The organism is Microcoleus sp. AT9b-C3, assembly GCF_036705485.1.
GTDB lineage: Bacteria > Cyanobacteriota > Cyanobacteriia > Cyanobacteriales > Microcoleaceae > Microcoleus.
In genome coordinates, this window is the sequence record NZ_JAUBUR010000031.1 from 1 (window position 1) to 17299 (window position 17299).

Sequence of the window (17299 nt, forward strand, 5' to 3'; positions counted from 1 at the left end):
TTTCTTGCACCCTTACTACTTTTTTGGTCGGAAAACCCATACACTGTTTACTTTTCTCACTGATTCAGCAAGCCCTAAATAGATCCAAATTCAGATAAAAAACTTCGGAACCATCAGGTGCGCGAATTAACTTTTCTATTACCGGAGGCAGTTGCTGTTGACGGTACAATTCGGGAATCTCGCAGAAGCTTTCTTCGGAAATTTCCAAAATTTTTGGCATATCAGGAATGGGAATCCCCAACCGATCACTTTTATTTAAGGTACAAATAATCAGGTATTTGCACTCAGAAAGGCTCGGACTGCTGGGAAATATTGTGGATAAATTAATTATGGTAATCAGTTCTTCTTGATGCCGCAATAAACTATTACCGTTAGGTAAAATACCGTAGGCATTAAAGTTTTTAACAATGCGCTCCACTCGTTCAATAGGAACAGCATAGTAAATATTTCCTAGTTCAAAGGAAACAAATTTTTTAGGGGAAACTCTAACAGTGGCTTGTTTATTGCTCCGAAAGCGGCGATTGTAATTGGCGTGAGTCATTCGATTTTAGATTTTAGATTTTAGATTGAAGAATTATTGGATTGAAGATTGAAGATTATTTTAGTAGGGTGCGCATTGCGCACCTTACCGCTATTGGGGATTATTTAATGTTTGATTAATTTTTAGATTTTCGATTTTAGATTTTAGATTGAAGAATTATTGGATTGAAGATTGAAGATTATTTGATTTTAGTAGGGTGCGCATTGCGCACCTTACCGCTATTGGGGATTATTTAATGTTTGATTAATTTGGGGATAGCTTGTAAAAGTTGGGCTTCGCTGTAAGGTTTGGTGAAGTATTGATTGGCGCCTAATTCCATTGCCATTTGCCGATGTTTGGGCCCGCTACGGGAGGTCAGCATGGCTACGGGAATCTTAGCAAACCGCTGGGTCGATCTGATCGATCGCAACAATTCAAATCCATCCATCCGGGGCATTTCAATATCCACGATCGCTAAACTGCAATCAAGACCATTTTGCAACTTTTCCAGGGCATCCACACCGTCTTTAGCCTGTACCACCCGGTAGCGAGCACGAGTCAGCGTCAGAGACAGCAACTGGCGAATTGTATAGGAATCATCCACTACCAAAATCTGCGGTGACTGACTCGCACTCGCCGGCATCTCCTTCACTTTACCGGAGATAGCGGCGATCGAACTATTTACCACAGGTTGGCCCACCAAATCATCCACATCCAGAATATTCACCACGCGCCCGTCCCCCAAAATCGTAGTCCCCAAAACGCCGCGAGGCTTGGATAGAGGCGGCGGCAAAGGTTTAACCACAATTTCCTGCTGACCGATCAGCCGTTCCACGGCCACCGCCAGCATTCCTTCGGTAGAAGCCAAAACCAGGACGGGAATTTCGTCTAGGCTCAAAGGGTCAGGAGAGGGGGCATCCGGCGGGAGGACGCTGTATTCGAGCAAATCTTGCATCCTCACCAAACGAATAAATTCTTCCCGCCACCACAGCATCGGCTGATTGCCGGCGATGTGAACTTCCGAGGCTTTAATGTGCAGAATTTCCTCGACTGCATCCAGCGGCACTGCTATTTTATTGTGATCCGTCTTCACCATCAAAGCATCAGTAATCGACAGCAGCAGCGGCAGTTTGATAATAAAACTCGTACCTTTTCCCAGGCGAGAGTCTATTTTCACAGTCCCCCGCACAGTCCGCAAATTTGTTCGCACCACGTCGAGCCCGACTCCCCGCCCCGAAAGGTCGCTGACCCCTTCTGTAGTGCTGAAACCCGGCCAAAACAGAAAATCGTAGAGTTCGGCAATGGAAAATTCTTGAGCTTGTTCCTCCGTAGCCAAACCCTTTGTGACAATTTTACGGCGAATCATTTCCGGGTCAATGCCTTTGCCGTCATCGGCGACAGTAATAATAGTTTGGCCACCTTGGTGGCGGGCTTCTATTTCTATTTGACCGCTGGCCGACTTGCCGCTTGCTTTCCGAACTTCGGGCATTTCGATGCCGTGGTCGAAAGCGTTTCTCACTAAGTGTATTAAGGGGTCGCGCAAAGCATCCAGCAAACTTTCGTCAATTTTGGTATCTCTTCCCACTAGCAGCAGGTTGACATCTTTATCGTATGTGAGACACATCTCCCGCAGGGCTCTGGGCAAATGATCGACGGCGCGACTGAAACTCACGACTCGCAACTGCATGACGCGGCTGCGTAGTTGTTCGGTAATGCGGCGCAGTTGGTCGGTACTGCGCTCGAATTTCATGGCTAAGGTGTCTAATTTGGTGGCGGAGTGAGAAATTGCTTGGGCAGTTTCGATGACTTCTGCGGCTGTCGAGTGGAACTCTGTATAACGATCCATCTCTAAGATATCGAAGTGACCATGGGCAGGAGAGGATTTGCCGTTAGCAATCATGGGGAATTCTGTTTCTGCGGCTGCAAGTTTTCCCAATCCAGAGTTCCCGTTTCCCCCTCTCCACTCTGCAAAGCTCAGTCTGTCGTATTCTTCTCGCAACTGACCCCCGAATTGGTTCAAATCTACGATACTGCGGCGGATGCGCTTGACTTCGCCGCGCAGTTCGGATTCTTGAAGTTCTAAATTTGTACGGTTGATGACTAATTCTCCGACTAGATTCACTAATTCTGTCAAGCGTTCCAAGTCTACGCGGATTGTCGGCCTTTGCGGGTTTGGGACTGGGAGAGGCGGGGATGGGGAGATTTCGGGGGGAGTGGGAGAGGGGGAGAGTGGGAGAGTGGGAGAGGGGGAGTCGGGGGGAGTGGGAGAGATTTCGGGGATGTCGATCGCCCTTCCTTCCAATATTTGTTGGCGTGCGGTTTGCAAGTTTTGGGCGATCGCCAAACCCTCGGATTGCAACCGTTGTAGAGTCAAGTCTGGAGAGTCGATCAAATCTCTCAGGGCTGCGGCGACTTTCCCAAAATCCGGCAATTGCAACATTCCAGCCAAACCCGATAGTTGGTAGTAAACCTGGTTGAGGGCGGTGACGCTTTGTGCCAAATCAGCCTCGGAAGCTTGGGAAAGCTCGGTTTCTAGGCGATTGAAGAGTGGCGGCACTTGCTGTTCAAAAATCAGTTTCAGGGTTTCCGGGGCGGACGGTTGGCTGGCTGAGGCGACTGGCGGCTGTTCTGGCTTGCCGTACTTGACCTGGAACTGGGCGAAAATTTGGGCGATCGCCTCCAAGTTTTCCGTTTGATCCGGAGTTGTGATATCGGAGTGTTGAATTGATTCGATCGTAATCTTTTTGAGAGCATCCACCCCCTGCAGCAAAACACTCACAGTAGCCGGTTCCAGAGCCGACAAGTCTGTGCGATCGCGCAAAATGACAAAACAGTCCTCCAGCGTGTGAGCCGCCGCCGACACGTTTTGAAAGCCCAACATCGAACCCGCACCTTTAATCGAGTGAGCCGCCCGAAACATTTCTTTAACTGCCGCTTGTCGCTCTTTCAAACCCGCAGCTTCCATCGCCAGCAGATTCGTCTCCATTGACTGGAGAAACTCTTCGCATTCTGCGGTGAAAGCATCTATTAATTCGTTTAAATCGTCATCATTCATATTAGTTAATCATTAGTTAGCAGTCATTAGTCATTAGTCACTTCTTAATCATGTCCGATGAATTGACCGTAATTCTTGTAGGGGCGGGTTCACCAACCATATCTAATGAGTACCAACAATCTAGATAAACCCGCCCCCACCCAGCGATGAATTTACGAGCGCATTTGTTGGGGAAAATTGAGATAATAGGCGATTTTTTGAGAAAATTTAGGAAATAGGCGATCCTCTTCGAGGGCAACGCTTACGCACTTTTTGCATTGGGTGGGGGCGGGTTTATGCAGATTGGCGGTGGGAATTAAAGATTATTGGTGAACCCGCCCCTACGGAATCGTGGTATTTAACCAGATTTAATATGACCAATGACTAATGACCAATGACTAATGACGAATAACTAACTGCGGAAATTCGCCACCGACTTTTGCAATTGGCCCAGAGAACCTGACAACTCGTCCAAAGATGCTTTGACATCCGCACCTTTTTGTGCAGTCGTATTAGCAATCTCGTTGACTTGCTGCATACTGTTAGCAATTCCCTCAGCCGAAACAGTTTGCTTGGCAGATGCGATAGTAATATTCTGCACCAAAGCATTCATTTCTCGACTAACTTCGATGATGGCATTGAGGTGAGTTTTGGCTTCGCTTGCCAGCTTAGTGCCTTCCACTACCTCCAGCGTTCCCGATTCCATTGCCTTCATCACGCGGCTGATTTCTTCTTGAATTGTACCGACAATTTCCGAGATTTCCTCAGTAGCGCCGGCGGATCTTTCTGCTAATTTCCGCACTTCTTCGGCAACAACAGCAAAGCCTAAACCTTGTTCGCCAGCTCGCGCCGCCTCAATAGTAGCATTCAGAGCTAATAAATTAGTTTGCGAAGCAAGTTGAGAAATCGAAGTCACAATTTTGCCAATTTGCTGCGAAGATTCGCCCAAACGCTTCATCATTTTGGAGGTAGAGGCGATCGTCAACCGGAGCCCGTTAATGCCTTCGACAGCTCGATCGACCGCCATACCTCCGACTTCAGCCGTGTGAGAAGACTGCTGAGCCACTGTTTCGGCCCGCACCGAAACATCTCGCACGTCGCGGATCGAATTCACAATCCGCTCGATTTCGCGCATGATGGCAGATATTTTTGCTGCTTGAACTTCCGCCTGTTGGGTGAGTTGGCTGGTATTGTTAATTGACTCGCCGGTGGCAGATGTTACCTGTTCGGCTAAAGTTTGAATTCCCGTTACCACTTTCCGCAGAGAACCGATTAAGAAGTTGAAAGAGTCGGCGACAGCACCTAAAACGTCGTTAGTTACTTCCGCCCTGACTGTCAAGTCGCCTTGAGCCGCGCCTTTAATTTCTCCCAACAATTTAAGGACTTGCTGCGTCAGAGAATCAGCTTCAGCTTTACGTTCTGCTGCTAATTTTCCTAGTCGTTCTTCTGCCTCTTTGCGCTCGGTAATGTCAAAGCGAATGGCAATATATTTAACTATTGTGCCGCTGGTATCAAAAATCGGGGAAATCGTCGAATCTACCCAGTAAAACGAGCCATCTTTGCGTCGGTTTTTGATTTCCCCTTGCCACACCAAACCGCGAGAAAGTGTCACCCACATTTCTTCAAAAAATGATTGGGGATGGTACCCGGAATTGACGAGGCGGTGGTTGCGGTGCAGGAGTTCTCCCATGCTGTAACCGGAGATTTCAATGAATCGGTCGTTGACGTAGGTAATGATGCCTTGGAGATCGGTTTCGCTGACGATCGCCGATTCGTCTAGGGCATTTTGCCGAGTTTTGAGTTCTTGCAGCAAGCGTTCCTGTGCCTCGGCCAACTGCTGCATTTGCTGCTGGGATGCTCTTTGTTCGGTGACGTTGCGGCAAACGACTACGCCGCCTTTAAGCGCCCCCGTTTCGTCTTTGAGGGGCCGGCCGTTCACTTTCACCCACAGGCCCTCTGGCTTGCCTGCGTGGCGGGTGAAAATCTCTACGTCGTCAACTACTTCTCCTCGAACCGTGCGCGCTAAAGGTATGTCGGCTGGGGGATAGGGAGTTACCGTATCGGGCAAGAATAAACCGTATTTTGCCGACCATTCGTTGGGAAGAGTCTCTGTCGAACCCGTGCCAAAGATATCTTGGGCGGCGGGGTTGAACAAAAGAAAATTGTTATTTTCGTCAGCAGCAATTATGCCGTCGCCAATGCTATTTATTAGCAGTTGCAAGAGATTGCTTTGCTGCCGAAATTGGTCTTCGGAACGGGCTAATTGGGCTGTTGTTTTTTCCAGTTGCACCATCGCCTGTTTGCTCTCGGTAACGTCGCGAGCCACTGCATATATGAACTTTTGTTCGGCTTCAGGCCGCGCTTTCCACGACAGCCACTTGTAGGAACCGTCTTTGCACTGGTAGCGATTTTCAAAAGCGATTGTTTCGACGCCGCTGGATAATTTGCCGGTTTCGGCTATGGTTTGTTCGCGATCGTCGGGATGGACGAAATTGATAAAAGGTTGGTCTTCCAGTTCTTCTAGGGTGTAGCCGAGGCTTTTTACCCAAGCCGGATTGACGCGCTTGAATTTGCCTTGAAAATCTGCAATACAAAGCAAGTCGAGAGACAGGGTGAAAAATCGATCGCGCTCTAGTTCTGCTTTTCTGCGATCGGTAATTTCGATCGCCACACCGCCGACACCGATGGGTTTGCCGTCAGATCCGGGCAAAGGAAAGTAAGACGCCAGCCAATCTCGGATCGCGCCCGGTTGGTTGAGAGTTGTACCCGACACCTCAATGTTTAAAAGCGGCTGGTTGTTTGCCAGAACGCCCTGCAAAATCGGCTGTAGAGTATCAACCATTTCCGGTATAACTTCCCTGACGGTCTTGCCGAGGTGTTCGGCAACTGAGACGCCGGTAGTTTGCGCCAAACTTTCGTTGGCTTGCACGAACCGCAACTGGTCGTCAAAAATAAACATGGAGGCCGGGGCGGCTGCGAAAAATGCGTCAAAGCGGCTTTGACGCAAAACTAATTCTCGTTCTAGGGCTTTGCGATCGCTGATGTCGCGAGCTTCGGGAATCAGCAGCACGACTTTGCCGCTGTCGTCTACGATCGGCTTGAGGGAGAAGTCCACAGTCATCACAGCACCCCCAGCAACGAGCACGTCGGCTTCATAGCGGACAAATTCGCCGGCGGCGGCTTTTGCGACCGCATCTTGCACTTTTTCCTTGGCTTCTGGGGAAATTTGCCACCACAGATTCTCGGCAAACTGGGTGCCTACGAAGTCTTCGCGCTCCAGTCCAGCGACTGTAAGGGCTGTTTGGTTGGCTTCTAAAACGGTGCCGTCTGGTTCCAGCAGCCCCACTAATTGGAACGATTGGTCGAAAATGGCTCGGAACAGTCTTTCGCGATCGCGCAGCATCTCTTCTGCACGTTTGCGATCGCTGATGTCGCGAGTAACTGTTGCCAACCCCATAGGCTCGTCGGTTTCTGGGTGTTTGACTGTAAATAGGGTGAAGTCAACCGGAAAGTCTTCGTCGGTTTGAAAGTTCCTCAAGCGGAATTCCCCCTGCCAAAAACCGTCTCGCATAGTAGTCGGCACGATTTCTTCTTTTAAAATCTTAGCATCTTCTGCTGAGAAGAAGTCATATATACTTTTGCTTTTGACTTCTTCAATATTTGGCAATCCTACTAATTTCATTCCAGCGAAATTCAGGTATGTTCCCTGTCCCTCCAGGGTGGCAGTGCCGATAAAATCCGAGCTGCTTTCTACGATTGCAATCAATCTTTGCTTTTCGATTTCTGCTTGCTTGCGCTCCGTGATATCGTTGTTAGTTTCTAAAATTGCTTTGGGTTTTCCCTGCTCGTCTCGCTGCAAATTCCAGCGGCTGAATACGGTAATTTTTGTGTCAGAATTTGTGGTATGAATTACTTCTCCTTCCCAATAATCCTGCTCTTCTAACTGTGCCAATATAGCGGCTAAAGGCTGAGGGAAAATGCTGTGCAATAGAGTATGGGTGATTTTCCCCAAGGCTTCTTTTTTTGTCCAGCCGTACATCCGTTCGGCTCCCTGATTCCAATAATTAATCGTGCCGTCAATATCCCGAACGATCAAGGCGTCGCTGGCGAGGTCGAGCATTTGCAAGTTCTGCTGCAAAGCTTCTTCTGTGCGCTTGCTTTCTGTAATGTTGCGGGCGATAGTTGACAAAAATTCAATTTCTCCATCCTCGGATTTGTGAGCAATAATTACTTGAGAAACTGGTATTTCTTGGCCGTCTAAAGTTCGCCACATTGCCTCGCCACTCCAGGCCCCGTCCCGACAAGCTGCGGGGATGCCGACGTTGATAAGAGTGTCGATACTTTTGGGCGATGTCAGGTCGGAAATGCTGAATCCGGCTAAATCTGCGTGCTCGCCAACTCTTAACATTTCTCTGGCTGCGCGGTTGAGATAAATGGTGCGCTGTTGGGAGTCGGCGATGCCTACCCAGTCTGTTGTGGTTTCTAAAATTGCTTTGAACCGCAATAGTTCTTGTTCCGATTTGCGACGCTGTGTGATGTCGCGTGCCAAGCCGAGCATTCCTAAAATGTTGCCTTCTGCGTCTTTGAGGGGCAATTTCAGGGTGTCAAAGCTGTGTACTTTGCCGTCGGTTAAGGTGGCGGAGTCGTTGGAACCGGGCGCGAGGTGGTTGCCGGCCCGGAAGTTTTGGATTTGGTTCTGGGAGTCGGTTTCGCCGTAGAAGTTGGGGAAGATTCGATCGACCGATATGCCTATTTCTGCGTCGTCTTTGCCGATAATTTCTGCTTGAGTTTTGCCGAAGGCGGTGGCGAAACCTGCATTGACTAGGGTATAGCGCGAGTTTCGATCTTTGACAAAGATGCAGTCTGGCGTAGCGTCAATGACTGTCCGCAGCAAGTTTTGGGAGCTTTCTGCTTCTGCGAGTGTGTGCCGCAGTTGTTCTTCCATTTGCACGCGCTGGGTGATATCTCTAATCGCGCAAACGAGAAATTGTCTGGCGTCGGCATCTACAAAGGTAGATTTTTTGGCGGAGACAAAGCGGGTGTTTCCTGCTGGATCGGTGATGGTTTTTTGGATTTCGGTGCTGGTATTTGTCAAGAAAACTAATTCGTCTTTTTCTCGATATGTCTCTGCTTCCTGTTTGGGCAAGAACTGGTCGTAGCATTTGCCAATTAGTTCTTCTCTGCTGTGACCTAGGTATTGACAAAAAGCATCATTTAATATGATCCAGCGGTGCTGTTGGTCTTTGACATAAATCGGGTCGGGGATGCTGTTGAGGATGTTGTTTAAGAATTGTTCTGAGGCTTTTAATTGCTCTTGGGCTGCGGTGCGATCGCGAATTTCCTGTTCCATTTGTGCGTTAGTTTGCAGGAGCTGCTCGGTTCTTTCATTCACTCGCTGCTCTAGTTCTGCAGTTAGCTGCTGCAATGTGGCTTCTGCCTGTTTGCGCTGGGTAATATCGCGGCCTTCGGCGAGGATTTGAAATATTTCTCCTGTTGCATTTAACAGCGGCTTAAACGACACGTCCATTACTGTCACATGGTTGTTGGAACCGGTGATTTCGTATTCTTCTCGGACAAACTTGCCGGCCGAGACTTGTTGAATGTTCGTTTTTAGGCGCTGCTGGTTGGTGGGAGATGATGCCCACCAAGGTGTCAGCCAAAATTTCAGCCCCAGCACTTCTGATGCTTGGAAATCGCCTAATTCTAGCGCTGTCTGATTTGCTTCGATCAGAGTACCGTCTGGCTCCAATAATGCGAACATTTGAAAAGCTTGGTCGAAGATTGCGTGAAATCGCTGGTTAGTTTCGCTCAGTGCTTGTTCTGTTTCTTTTTTAGAGCTAAGGATTTGCCTGGAACCTACTAAGAATCCGTAGCGGTTGGACAAACTCAAAAAAACGAGCGCCGCCATTACAGTTATCCAATCGAACACAGTTTGTGCCACTGGAGAGTGCGGTAGCCCTAGGTATTCGGCGGCGTGGCCGCTGTGCCCGAAAGCGCAGGTCCAAAATATGGCTGCTGTGGCTGTGGCGAAGATGTCGAACCCGAATTGACGGTTTCGCCACAAACCTAAGCTGATTATCCAGGCAATGGCAAAGTAACACACACAAATGATGCAATTAGCAGCTCCAGCTAGCACCGATTGGGACAAGTCAGGCAACGTCAAGGTTAAAGTCGTTGCGATCAAGGTATAGAGAATTTTGATCATAAAATTAAGGATGGGCAAATCGGATGCGGGCGATTGTTAGTTAAAATTATTGATGGAAAGTAGTTGTAGACTTACCTGTATGGTTGCTTTTTACCAGCGTTCGGAATGGGCGATCGCTTCTACATCGACAATCATTAGCAAGCGTCCTTCGGAATTGTACAGACCTTTTAAGAATGGAGCTAGGTCGGGACTCACATCTAGTGCTGAGACAATGCGATCGGGATTGAGAGGTAAAACTCCTTCGACGCGGGAGACGGCTAATCCCAGGCTGATTCTCGACAACAATCTCACGTCTCGCGGATCGGGGGCTTCTACAACTAAGATGCGGCTGTTTGGGTGGTGGATGTCAACCGACTCAATACCGACGAACTGTCCGAAGTCTGCTGCTGCTAAGATTTCGCCCCGCAAGTTGGTTAATCCCAGCAAAAATGGCAGGGTGTTGGGAACCAGGGAAATCGGTTGTTCCTTGAGGGAAAGGACTTCCCGCACTGCCTCTAAGTCTATGGCGAACAGACTGCCTCCTTGACCGAACAGGAGAAATTGCTTTGTTCCACTTGTTTGATTCCCCCCAGCGGGGGCAGCCGTGATTTTCATGGCTTATTTTTAGTTTATAGTGTAGCTTACAAATTAGAATTTTGGTTTGACCCTAAAGTCGATCGCCGATCGAGTTTTTCCGAATAACTTTGGGTGTCTCAAATGTTTCCGTTAAATAAATCGCCGGTTGGCCAATAAGCAGATTGCTATCATTAAATATAAAACTTTTATGGGTTTCAAAAACCCAGTTTCTTAAAAAAAACGGGGTTTGTCGGTATAATATTTTTGGGAAAGCTGCCGATAACTTTATATTCGGATTAGGTGGAAAGCAGACGCTGCACTACGTGGACGAGTTGCTGAGGTTCAAAGGGTTTGCTAACGTAAGCGTCTGCGCCTAAATCAGTTCCCCAAGCTTTATCGATCTCGGTGTTTTTATGAGTACAAAATACTACGGGCAATTTGGCAGTTGCGCGATCGCCCCGCAATTCTCTGATCACTTCAAACCCGTTCATTCGTGGCATCACTACATCTAAAACGACCAAAGCCGGACGGGTTGTGCGGATCATGGCGATCGCTTCTTCGCCGTCGCCTGCCCGAATCACATCCAATCCCGCATCTTGAAGAATGCGACAGATGATTTCTAGTTCGCTTTTAACGTCGTCCACTACTAAAATTTTTGACATAATTCCACACTTCCTTGCTGTTATTGACAGCGGACTACGTTTATTCAGAAGCTGGCGCGATCGGCGGCGATGGGACTCGACCGCTTTGCGGACAAATTAATTTACTTCTAAATACAATATAGCCGATCGTATGGCTGAAGGTTAGCTGTCAGTGATTAAAAGCGATAAAAATTTACTTTGCTAACGGAATCGGTCTGAATAAATTAATCGGTAAGTGGTAATTGATTATTGGTAATTCGCTGTGTTGAAACCAACAGCTCTTATTAGAAGGAGGGACTGGGGAACCAAAGCGGGATTTTCTACGTATTTTTTGGAAATTTGTTCCCTATTCTCTAGTTCAGGGCATTGCCTCAGTCGTGCTAATTAAGTTATTTGATTGACCCAAATAACAGCAATTTAAAAGTACCTAGGGCGCAGTTAATACTGGTAAGGATATAAATTTTGTCCACTTAATAGACAGCAAGATATTGCTGAGTTGTCGCTATTATTGAATTAATAATTAATGCCCAATTTGAGGATGGTAACAATGACATTTAAAGAATTTTATTGTCTGTAATTTATAATTTTTGGGAAAAATAAACTGAGCGCGCCGCAGTCCCATTTTACCCAGTCGAGGAGTGTTGGGTTCACCAAAACTACTGCCAGCAGGCGACCGCCATCCTTGAGCTTGATTGTGGGCCCAGCCGAAAAGACTGCTGCAAGATGCGGTCAATCGATTTTAGATTTGAGATTTTAGGTTTCAGAATTGAAGAAGTGCTTAGACTGATAAATCCGGGGTGGGTGATGAGCAGTCGGAGCTTTTTTCTCGCTTCACGGATGAATCCGGGGGCCCCGGACGACATTGCTTGATTGTCAAATGAGTCGGTCAGGGAGAGACGGCGATCGGCTATAATAAAGGGCTAGAGGAAAAGAACACCGAAAACCCGAAAATATGGTTGCCATCCAAAGAAATCTCAACATTGCTGCGCTAGAAGCAGAATACAGTCAAAAAACACCGCGAGACATTCTCAAATTTGCCCTAGAAAATTTTGACAATATCTCCATTTCTTTCAGCGGGGCTGAAGATGTAGTTCTGATCGATATTGCCTCAAAAATTACTAAGAATTTCCGCGTTTTCACCCTAGACACCGGACGATTGCACTCAGAAACTTATCAGTTTTTGGAGCAAGTCAGAAAACATTACGGCATTAAATTAGAAGTAATGTTTCCCGATGCAGCAGAAGTACAAGCCCTAGTAGAAGAAAAGGGATTGTTTAGTTTTTATCAAGACGGTCACAAAGAATGCTGCGGCGTGCGGAAAGTCAAGCCGCTGCGCCGCAAACTGAATACTCTTGATGCTTGGATTACTGGTCAGCGGAAAGACCAAAGTCCCAGTACCCGCAACGGTATTCCAGTGATTGAAGTTGACACTGCATTCTCAACTCCTGACCATGAATTAATTAAATTCAACCCCTTAGCAAACTGGTCTTCGGCAGAGGTTTGGGAATACATTCGCGCTTTGGATGTGCCTTACAACAAGTTGCACGAACGCGGTTTTGTAAGTATTGGTTGCGAACCTTGTACGAAGCCGATATTGCCGAACCAACACGAACGTGAAGGTCGCTGGTGGTGGGAAGAAGCGACCGTAAAAGAATGCGGTTTGCACGCTGGTAACGCACAAACATAGTGAATCACTCAAGGAGTAAGGTGCGCTAGGCGCACCAAACAAATCGTAGGGTGCGCCTAGCGCACCTTACCCAACTCAAGAATAAATGCACTTTAAATAAATCGTAGCGGAAAAATTCGCAATTAAAATAAACACAAATTAAGCAGAGCTTGCCCTTGAACTTTGATATAATGATCGACATTCATAATAAATGCTAGCGGAAGAATTTGCAATTAAAATAAACACAAATTAAGCTGAGTTTGGCCTAGAACTTTGATAGAATGATCGACATTCAGAAAAGTTTTTAAAGTAGGTACTATATGCTCGCCTCAACTAGCGAATTGCTGAACACGGCTTTGAGAAATGGTTATGCGATCGGCGCTTTTAACGTCTACAACCTAGAAGGAGTAAAAGCCGTCATCAAAGCGGCTGAAGCGCTGCATAGTCCTGCTATAGTGCAACTTAACCCCAGCGCCCTCCAATATGGCAAATCGCCCTTCGTCGCGCTGTGCCTCAAAGCCGCCCGCAAATCTTTAGTGCCGATCGCAGTACACTTAGATCACAGCACCTCAGAAAAAGACATTCACCTCGGCCTAGGTGCGGGCATTAAATCAATTATGGCAGACGGTTCTTTTTTGCCATACGAACAAAACTTAATATTTAGCCGGGAAATGACTAAATTAGCCCACGCTAACGGTGCGGCAGTTGAAGCAGAAATCGGCAGAATTAGTGGCCGGGAAGACGGTTTGACCATCGATGAGAAAGCCGCAAGGATGACCGATCCCGTAGCAGCAGTAGAGTTTATCAAAGAAACTAATGTGGATTTTTTAGCCGTAACAATTGGTAACGTTCACGGCAAATATTTAAGCGAACCAAAACTAGATTTTCCGCGTCTGGCAAAAATCCGGGCTGCTGTTTCAGTGCCGTTAGTGATGCACGGTGCTAGCGGTTTGCCCGAATCAATGATTCATCAATGTATTGAATTCGGAGTATCGAAATTTAATGTGAATACAGAAGTTCGCGAAGCTTATATGGACGTGTTAAAAAGTAGCATTTCTGAGGCTTATCCAGATTTGTTGGAAATAATGGAAAAAGCTATCGATGCCATGCAATGGGTCATTTCTGACAAACTGCAACTTTTCGGTTCAGTCGGTAAAGCTTATTTGCATCACTCTCCCTACGCGGATGACTGGACCGCAAAGAGTACCAGAAAGAAACAAACAAGCCACAACCAATCAAGTTTTGATCAAATGTTAAAGCCTGTGTATAGTGAAGCTTTCAGTCTTCTTGTGAAGTAAAAAAACAAATGTCCTGACTGCGAACCCGTTTTTAGTCAGGACTTCAGTCCTCTCTAACTGTTTAAAAATTGATCGGGGTCGATGCCAGATTCCCGCAGCCGCCGAATTAAAGATTGCAATTGAGCTTCCGCTGACTCGGCCCGCTGCCGTTGCTGTTCCGCTTCAGTCAGAATCCAATTGCCATCAACATCATACCAGCGTAACCACAGTCGATCTATTCCCTGAAACTCTCCTTGCCACAAACCCAAGCCCAAACTTAGGTCAGCCATCCACACTCGCGACTAGGGCAATTCTCATTCTTGATAGTGTCCGCCCTTCAATTCAAACACTCACAATTTGTTAGTATAGCGACTGAAAACGGCATAAATAAGAACCCGCAAAATGTGCTCGTAAACATCCCATTTTATGGGCGGTTCCTCTTTCGTCTCCGGCGCCAAAACTTCCCCGTTACCCGCAGTATTTCCCGACTGAGGCGGCAACTTTTCCTCATCGGTATTGTCGCCTAAATCTTCTTTTTCTGTTCCCGGCGAAAGCAGTTCTACAATTACAAAAGGATTCACGCCTTCGCGCCAAGTAACGTAACTCATCCGCAGTTCGGATCGATCGTAAAGTCGGGGAACTCCCACAACTGCAAACCAATTCGGCCGCTTGTGCCAGAGAGTGTGATGCACGTCATAATAAAGGTTCATGTCGGTGCCGCTAAATATCTCAGAAGCTGGATAATTCCGAGATCGAAATGTCAGGCTCAACAACTGCGGCTGCAAATCGTGAAATTCTTCGCGCAAACCAGGTTCCTCCGGGTCTTCGCTGGGTAAATCGTACATCGTCGGCAGCGTTTCTCTGGGCGATCGCGGCGGATAGGTTTGCGGCACAGGATATTTAAAAGGCAACATATAATATTGAGAAATAACTGTATTTATGCTAACATCACGGGAGCATCCGAATGAGAGCTTTCACACGAGTGCAAGCCCCAGAGCTAGAAGCGAGATATATCGGCTTTGCTGTGCGGGATGGTCGCACTCCTAGAAAACGATTTTAACAAAATCGGGACGCTCCCTTTTTTTCCTCTATTCTGTGAAGTTAATCTAAAATCTAAAATCTAAAATCTAAAATTGACTGATCCGAAATTCTGCACTATGATCGACATTCCTCAACTGATTGCTCAAGAACTTTCCATTAATCTGTCTCAAGTCAATAATGCTCTGGAACTTTTAGCCGAGGGAGCAACTATTCCGTTTATTGCCCGCTACCGCAAAGAACGCACGGATTCGCTGAATGAAATTCAGTTGCGGGATATCTCCGATCGCTTCACCTATCTGACGGAAATTGAAGAGCGCAAAAAGTCGATTTTAGATACGATTAGCTCTCAGGGGAAACTCACGGAAGAACTGCAAGCTAAAATCGAATCGTGTTTGCAAAAAAATGAACTCGAAGACCTTTATCTGCCTTACAAACCCAAGCGGCGGACGCGAGCGACAATTGCTAGGGAAAAAGGTTTAGAACCGCTGGCAAGTTTTATCAAATCTCTGAACTTACCGACGGCTAAACCAGTAGATATTGAGGCGGAAGCAGCTAAATACATTTCGGAAGAAAAGGGAGTTCAAACAGCAGAAGAAGCTCTCAAAGGTGCTGGGGATATTTTGGCGGAAGCGGTTTCGGAAAAAGCAGAATTGCGGGCTTATTTGCGAGACTTTTTAATGAAAACCGGAGTTTTTGTATCGAAAATTAAAGATGATTTCCCGGAAGGAAGCACTAAATTTGAAATGTACCGCAATTACCAAGTTGCAGCGAGAAGCGTTCAGTCGCACAATATGTTAGCGCTGTTTCGCGGGGAAACGGAAGGGGTTTTAGATTTGGAACTGGCTTTTGATGAATCCGCAGTGATGGCTTATTTGGAAGGTCAGGAAATTAGAACTAGGATATCGTTCGTTAAAGAGTTTTATCGATCGACCTTGAAGGATGCCTTCAACCGACTGATGAAGACTTCGTTAATTACAGAAGTACGATCGCACAACAAAGCCGTCGCTGATATCGAGTCCATCGCCACTTTTGAAACCAACCTCCGCGAGTTGCTGCTGTCGGCGCCGGCGGGAATGAAACCCACATTGGCGATCGATCCGGGATTTCGCACGGGGTGTAAAGTTTCCGCCCTCGATGAAACCGGGCAATTTTTAGAATATCAAGCAATTTTTCCCCACCAAGCAGCCGCCCAGCGACAGCAAGCTGGTAAAATTGTCAAGCATTTAATTGAAAAATATAAAATTGAATTAATCGCGATCGGCAACGGTACAGCTTCCCGCGAAACAGACGAATTTGTTTCGGAAGTTTTGGCCCAAATGGACAGGAAACCGATTAAAGTCATGGTGAATGAATCCGGTGCATCGATTTATTCAGCAAGCGAAGTGGCGATCGCCGAATTTCCCGACCTCGACATCACCGTCCGCGGCGCAGTCAGCATCGGGCGGCGCTTGCAAGACCCCCTCGCCGAACTCGTGAAAATCGACCCGAAATCAATAGGAGTCGGTCAATACCAGCACGATGTTGACCAAAAACTGCTCAAAAAGAAACTCGATGAAACAGTGGAAAGCTGCGTGAATTATGTTGGAGTTGACTTAAACACAGCCTCCAAAGAACTGCTGACATTTGTGTCAGGAATGACGGCAACAGTTGCCAAAAATATCGTCAATTACCGCAACGAAAACGGCGCATTTAAAAATCGCCGCCAACTCCTGAAAGTTCCCAAACTCGGGCCAAAAGCTTTTGAACAAGCAGCCGGATTTCTCCGCATTCGCGGCGGCGAAAACCCCCTGGATAATACCGCAGTTCATCCCGAAAGTTATCCTGTCGTGCAGGCGATCGCCAAGGATTTAGACTTGCCGCTGACAGGAATAACACAAATCTCGGAAAAAATCAAGACAGTAAACATCAAGAAATATGTCACAGAGAAAGTCGGAGAACCAACACTCCGAGACATTATTTCCGAACTAGAAAAACCGGGAAGAGACCCGCGAGCCGAGTTTAAATATGCCACTTTCCAAGCAGGAATCAAAGAAATCTCCGACTTGCAAGTTGGGATGGAATTGGAAGGCATAATCACGAATGTAGCTAACTTTGGAGCCTTTGTTGATGTGGGAGTGCACCAAGATGGTTTGGTTCACGTTTCTCAATTAGCCGATCGCTTTGTAGATGACCCCAAACAGATTGTTAAAGTCGGACAAGTTGTGAAAGTGCGAGTTTTGGAGGTGAATGAGAAGTTAAAGCGGGTTAGTTTGACAATGAAGCTGCAAGAAAAACCGCAACCGCAAAATGGCAATAGTGCGAGGCTTCCGGCCCCGCGCCGACGTTAAAAGTTTGGGGGAAAGCTGCAAAAGGGCGATGCC

The 17299-nt window shown here is 47.1% G+C and carries 10 protein-coding genes; 3 read left to right on the forward strand and 7 right to left on the reverse strand.

Features of this window, described 5'->3' with window-relative positions:
- Window positions 1-64: 64 nt before the first annotated feature.
- The 5 genes from QUB77_RS23665 to QUB77_RS23685 all read right to left on the reverse strand — a co-directional run bounded on the left by QUB77_RS23665 (window position 65) and on the right by QUB77_RS23685 (window position 10976).
- Complete coding sequence (locus tag QUB77_RS23665; protein WP_333177950.1) at window positions 65-541, reverse strand: chemotaxis protein CheW; 477 nt, start codon at window positions 539-541, stop codon at window positions 65-67.
- A gap of 232 nt (window positions 542-773) precedes the next feature.
- Window positions 774-3575: a hybrid sensor histidine kinase/response regulator gene (locus tag QUB77_RS23670; protein ID WP_333177947.1), complete on the reverse strand. Its 2802-nt coding sequence runs from the start codon at window positions 3573-3575 to the stop codon at window positions 774-776.
- Between the two features lie 391 nt (window positions 3576-3966).
- Window positions 3967-9759, reverse strand: a complete 5793-nt coding sequence (locus QUB77_RS23675; protein WP_333177944.1) for a PAS domain S-box protein — start codon at window positions 9757-9759, stop codon at window positions 3967-3969.
- A gap of 90 nt (window positions 9760-9849) precedes the next feature.
- Entirely contained in the window at window positions 9850-10353 is a 504-nt protein-coding gene (locus QUB77_RS23680; RefSeq protein ID WP_333177942.1) for a chemotaxis protein CheW, read from the reverse strand.
- Window positions 10354-10610: 257 nt separating this feature from the next.
- Window positions 10611-10976 carry a response regulator gene (locus QUB77_RS23685; RefSeq protein WP_333177940.1) on the reverse strand — a complete coding sequence of 122 codons (366 nt, stop codon included), beginning with the start codon at window positions 10974-10976 and terminating at the stop codon, window positions 10611-10613.
- A 931-nt stretch (window positions 10977-11907) separates the two neighbouring features.
- On the opposite strand from QUB77_RS23685, the gene QUB77_RS23690 reads away from it, so the two are divergent.
- Together QUB77_RS23690 and QUB77_RS23695 are read left to right on the forward strand one after the other, a co-directional pair.
- Window positions 11908-12642 (forward strand): phosphoadenylyl-sulfate reductase, encoded by a 735-nt coding sequence (locus tag QUB77_RS23690; RefSeq protein ID WP_333177938.1) that lies wholly within the window; start codon window positions 11908-11910, stop codon window positions 12640-12642.
- Window positions 12643-12941: 299 nt separating this feature from the next.
- Window positions 12942-13919 (forward strand): class II fructose-bisphosphate aldolase, encoded by a 978-nt coding sequence (locus QUB77_RS23695; protein WP_333177935.1) that lies wholly within the window; start codon window positions 12942-12944, stop codon window positions 13917-13919.
- A gap of 53 nt (window positions 13920-13972) precedes the next feature.
- Here the strand turns inward: QUB77_RS23695 and QUB77_RS31865 are convergent, their stop codons facing one another.
- A complete protein-coding gene (locus tag QUB77_RS31865) occupies window positions 13973-14188 on the reverse strand; it encodes a hypothetical protein (RefSeq protein ID WP_445251768.1) in 216 nt (71 codons plus the stop codon).
- Window positions 14189-14248: 60 nt separating this feature from the next.
- A complete protein-coding gene (locus QUB77_RS23700) occupies window positions 14249-14812 on the reverse strand; it encodes a hypothetical protein (protein WP_445251769.1) in 564 nt (187 codons plus the stop codon).
- A 243-nt stretch (window positions 14813-15055) separates the two neighbouring features.
- On the opposite strand from QUB77_RS23700, the gene QUB77_RS23705 reads away from it, so the two are divergent.
- Window positions 15056-17266 carry a Tex family protein gene (locus QUB77_RS23705; RefSeq protein WP_333177934.1) on the forward strand — a complete coding sequence of 737 codons (2211 nt, stop codon included), beginning with the start codon at window positions 15056-15058 and terminating at the stop codon, window positions 17264-17266.
- Window positions 17267-17299 lie beyond the last annotated feature (33 nt).

Bases quoted from the DNA above. Each gene is read 5' to 3' on its own strand.
- QUB77_RS23665 (WP_333177950.1), bottom strand. From the start codon at position 541: ATGACTCACGCCAATTACAATCGCCGCTTTCGGAGCAATAAACAAGCC.
- QUB77_RS23670 (WP_333177947.1), bottom strand. From the start codon at position 3,575: ATGAATGATGACGATTTAAACGAATTAATAGATGCTTTCACCGCAGAA.
- QUB77_RS23675 (WP_333177944.1), bottom strand. From the start codon at position 9,759: ATGATCAAAATTCTCTATACCTTGATCGCAACGACTTTAACCTTGACG.
- QUB77_RS23680 (WP_333177942.1), bottom strand. From the start codon at position 10,353: ATGAAAATCACGGCTGCCCCCGCTGGGGGGAATCAAACAAGTGGAACA.
- QUB77_RS23685 (WP_333177940.1), bottom strand. From the start codon at position 10,976: ATGTCAAAAATTTTAGTAGTGGACGACGTTAAAAGCGAACTAGAAATC.
- QUB77_RS23690 (WP_333177938.1), top strand. From the start codon at position 11,908: ATGGTTGCCATCCAAAGAAATCTCAACATTGCTGCGCTAGAAGCAGAA.
- QUB77_RS23695 (WP_333177935.1), top strand. From the start codon at position 12,942: ATGCTCGCCTCAACTAGCGAATTGCTGAACACGGCTTTGAGAAATGGT.
- QUB77_RS31865 (WP_445251768.1), bottom strand. From the start codon at position 14,188: ATGGCTGACCTAAGTTTGGGCTTGGGTTTGTGGCAAGGAGAGTTTCAG.
- QUB77_RS23700 (WP_445251769.1), bottom strand. From the start codon at position 14,812: ATGTTGCCTTTTAAATATCCTGTGCCGCAAACCTATCCGCCGCGATCG.
- QUB77_RS23705 (WP_333177934.1), top strand. From the start codon at position 15,056: ATGATCGACATTCCTCAACTGATTGCTCAAGAACTTTCCATTAATCTG.